The following is a 3,657-nucleotide window of genomic DNA, read 5'->3' on the forward strand; positions in this document are numbered from 1 at the left end:
GACTTACACACTTTCCAGGCGTGCTCCTTCGACCACTCGGACACCCCTCCGCATTTTCGCTCTTCTCGTAACGGCTGTGCCGGTGCGTTCAGAACGGCGCACATAGTATCGAGCTAAGCCCGTGATCGCAAGCCGTTTTTCCTTTCCCGGCGACCTTTTACGTTCATCGTCCAGGACTGGGGCGCCGCGCTAGCTCCATCGTTCTACGAAGTCCGCCGGGTTGCGCGCCGGGGCATCGGGGTAGCGCCCGCCGGGCTGGCCCAGATAGAGATAGCCGATCAGTTCTTCCTGCTCGCCAAGCCCAAGACCTCGCCAGACGGTCCTGTCATGCGCGTAGGTCCCCGTGCGCCACATGGCACCGAGGCCCTGGGCGAACGCGGCGTAGAGCATCGCGTGGGCCGCGCAGCCGGCAGAGATGATCTGCTCGACCGGGGGCACCTTGGGAAGATCCGGCGTAATCCTGGCAATGACGGCGATGATCATCGGCGCCCGCCTGGGTTTCTTGCGGGCGGCATCGAGGCTACCGTCATCGATATGCGGATTGGCCTGATAATCGGATCGGGCGAACAGTTCGCCCAGCCGGTCGAGCCCTTCTCCGCTGATCTCGATGAACCGGTACGGCGTCATTTCCTTGTGGTCCGGCGCCCGCAGCGCCGCGCGGTAGATGGCATCGAGCTGCTCGGCGCTCGGCGCGGGCCCGGCGAGCTTGCCCATCGAGCGACGCTCGTGCAGCAGTGTCATGGCATCCATGGTTGCCCTCCTCTGGCGGTAGCGATAAAGACTCGATTGCGTAAACGCCGATCTGGTCGTCGAAATTCTACGGCAAACGTATCACTGCCGCAGCAGCCGCGCAGGCAGCTCCGGCATCCACCCCGGCGTGGCCCGCCAGGGGTTGATGTCGAGCCCGCCGCGGCGCACGTAGCGGGCCATCACCAGAAGTTCGTGTGGAAGGCAGCGTGCCATCAGATCGACGAAGATGTGCTCGACGCAATGTTCGTGAAAATCCTGATGTTGACGGTAGGAAACGATATAGCGCAGCAGCGCGGCCCGATCGAGTCGCGGGCCGCGATAGGTAATCAGCACGCTCCCCCAGTCCGGCTGGCCGGTCACCGGACAGTTGGACTTGAGCAGATGCGAGTGCAACGTCTCCTCGACGATATCGTTGCCATCGCAGACCAGCAGATCGGCGGATGGCGTGTAGCGATCGATGTCGATCTCGATGTCGTCGATGCACTCACCGGGCATCGGCCGAGGGGCCAGCGCAGCGTCGTCGACACCAAAGAGCTCCACCGTGACCGGGGCGCCGGCCGCAGCGCCCAGATCCCGCTGCAGAAAGTCGATGACGGCATCCCGACCGGCGAACGTCGTCTGGTTGAAGCCGTTGAGATAGAGCTTCCACGACTTGGATTCGATCAGCCGGGGCGAGTCGGCCGGCAGGCGGAATCGTGCAATGGCCACCACCGGCTTGCCACGCAGATCGAGCCAGGAGAGTTCGAATGCCCACCATTCGTCGCCTCCGACAAACGGCAGCGACGACGCCTCGATACCCAAAGGCGCACGGTTGGCTGCGCGCTCGATGGGAAACAGAAGAGAAGCGTCATAGCGATCGGGATAGGCGGATTCCTGGCCGAGTGGCGCGTCGACCAGCGTCTCTGGGCGATCCTGGTTCACGAGCGAATCCCCTTGCCGCGATTGAGCATCCACAGCGCCACGGTCCAAAGCACGACGATAAACGCAGCAATGGCGACCAGCGCCCCGCCCACCGGGATATCGGAAATGCCGAGAATACCGTAACGGAAGGCGTTCACCATGTAGAGAATCGGATTGATCATCGTCACGTTCTGCCAGAACTGCGGCAGCAGATCGATCGAGTAGAATACGCCGCCGAGATAGGTCAGCGGGGTCAACACGAAGATCGGGATGATCGAGATGTCATCGAACTTCTTGGCCAGCAACGCGTTGATGAAGCCACCGATCGAGAACAGCATTGCGGTCATGATCACGACGGCCAGGGTCACCAACGGGTGATGCAAATTCAGGTCGGTGAAGAAGAACGACACGATCGTGACGATCAGCCCGACGCCGAGCCCGCGTGCCGCGCCACCGATGACGAAACCGGCCAGAATCACCCAGTTGGGCATCGGCGAGACCATCATCTCTTCCACACTGCGCTGGAACTTGTTGGAGAAGAACGACGAGGCCACGTTGGAGTAGCTGTTGGTGATCACGGACATCATGATCAGCCCGGGCACGATGTAGGACATGTAGGAGATGCCGTGCATCTCGCCCACGCGCGAGCCGATCAGATTACCGAAGATGATGAAGTACATCGTCATGGTGATGGAGGGCGGCACCAGCGTCTGCGGCCAGATCCGCACGAAGCGGCGCACTTCCTTCACGACCATGGTCCAGAGAGAAATCAGCAGTTGCCGGGTATTCAAGACGCCGTCTCCTTGGCCTGAGCGGATTTTTCGGACTGCTTATCGATGCCTGCCGTGGCCTCCGGCTGCGAGGTCATCGACACGAACAGCTCTTCCAGGCGATTGGCGCGATTACGCATCGAGAGCACGCGGACGCCCTGCTCGGTCAATTGCTGGAAGGCATCGTTCAGATTGGTGCCTTTGCGCACGGAGAGTGCCAGCTGGTGAGAGTCGACGCGTTCGGCGTCGAAGCCCTCTATCGCCGGCGCGGCCGTCAACGGCTCGGCGAGATCGAGCAGGAAGGTTTCGGTGTCCAGCTCGGTCAACAGACCCCGCATCGAGGTGTTCTTGATGATCTCGCCGCGATTGATGATCGCGATGTTGCGACACAGACTCTCGGCTTCCTCGAGGTAGTGGGTCGTCAGAATGATCGAGGTGCCCTCTTCCTCGTTGATCCGGCGCATGTACTCCCACATGCTGCGACGCAGCTCGATATCGACGCCGGCGGTGGGTTCATCGAGGATCAGCAGACGCGGGCGGTGAATCAGCGCCCGCGCGATCATCAGGCGGCGCTTCATGCCACCGGAGAGCATGCGGGCAGCGCCATTGCGCTTGTCCCACAGACCGAGATCCTTGAGCAGACGATCGGAGCGCGGCTTGGCTTCCTTCATCGGCATGCCGTAGTAGCCCGCCTGGGTCAGGATGATATCCTCGACCTTCTCGAACTGGCTGAAGTTGAACTCCTGCGGCACGACCCCCAGATGGTATTTCGCCCTGGCAAAATCCTTGTCGATATCGATACCGAATATCTTGACCTGCCCCGCCGTCTTCTGGACCAGCGAGCAGACGATGCCAAGCGTAGTGGATTTACCCGCGCCATTCGGACCGAGCAGCGCAAAAAAATCGCCCTGAGCGACATCGAGATCGATGCCTTTCAAGGCTTCAAAACCATTACCGTAGACTTTGGTCAGCCCGCGGATGGACAGTGCTGGTTCTGCCATCAGGGATTCCTGCCGTGTTTGAGAAATCGAAATTCGCGAAATCAGGGTTTGCAAAATCAATCGAGACGAAGTGCCGTCGATATGGGGGCAATTCCACCGGGTTCAATCTTTAGCAGACGAATAGAAGATTCGATATGACAGGGTCAGTCGAGCCGACGGATAGCGAGCCGTGTGGCGGGGTTACGCGACGGATGCAACGCAAAAATCCCGAGAGAACGGGGATGCCGCTTCACGAG

The 3,657-nt window shown here is 60.7% G+C and carries 4 protein-coding genes; all 4 read right to left on the reverse strand.

The annotated features are described in order from the left end of the window. Nucleotides 1-189 precede the first annotated feature (189 nt). Complete coding sequence (locus tag BTW07_RS18425) at nt 190-750, reverse strand: nitroreductase family protein (RefSeq protein ID WP_075571625.1); 561 nt, start codon at nt 748-750, stop codon at nt 190-192. Nucleotides 751-831: 81 nt separating this feature from the next. Beyond that, the gene (gene queF, locus BTW07_RS18430) at nt 832-1,671 is read right to left on the reverse strand and encodes an NADPH-dependent 7-cyano-7-deazaguanine reductase QueF (protein WP_075571626.1); all 840 of its coding nucleotides are present in this window, start codon (nt 1,669-1,671) and stop codon (nt 832-834) included. Then, nucleotides 1,668-2,441 (reverse strand): ABC transporter permease, encoded by a 774-nt coding sequence (locus BTW07_RS18435; protein ID WP_075571627.1) that lies wholly within the window; start codon nt 2,439-2,441, stop codon nt 1,668-1,670. Before BTW07_RS18435 ends, queF begins: the two co-directional genes overlap by 4 nt. After that, nucleotides 2,438-3,421 (reverse strand): ABC transporter ATP-binding protein, encoded by a 984-nt coding sequence (locus BTW07_RS18440; RefSeq protein WP_075571628.1) that lies wholly within the window; start codon nt 3,419-3,421, stop codon nt 2,438-2,440. Before BTW07_RS18440 ends, BTW07_RS18435 begins: the two co-directional genes overlap by 4 nt. Between the last annotated feature and the right edge of the window lie 236 nt (nt 3,422-3,657).

The sequence above is a fragment of the Salinicola socius genome (assembly GCF_001937195.1).
In the GTDB taxonomy this organism is placed as follows: Bacteria; Pseudomonadota; Gammaproteobacteria; order Pseudomonadales; family Halomonadaceae; genus Salinicola; species Salinicola socius.

What these genes read in the sequence shown, in the direction of transcription:
- BTW07_RS18440 (WP_075571628.1), bottom strand. Translation starts at nt 3,421, where the DNA reads ATGGCAGAACCAGCACTGTCCATCCGCGGGCTGACCAAAGTCTACGGT.
- BTW07_RS18425 (WP_075571625.1), bottom strand. Translation starts at nt 750, where the DNA reads ATGGATGCCATGACACTGCTGCACGAGCGTCGCTCGATGGGCAAGCTC.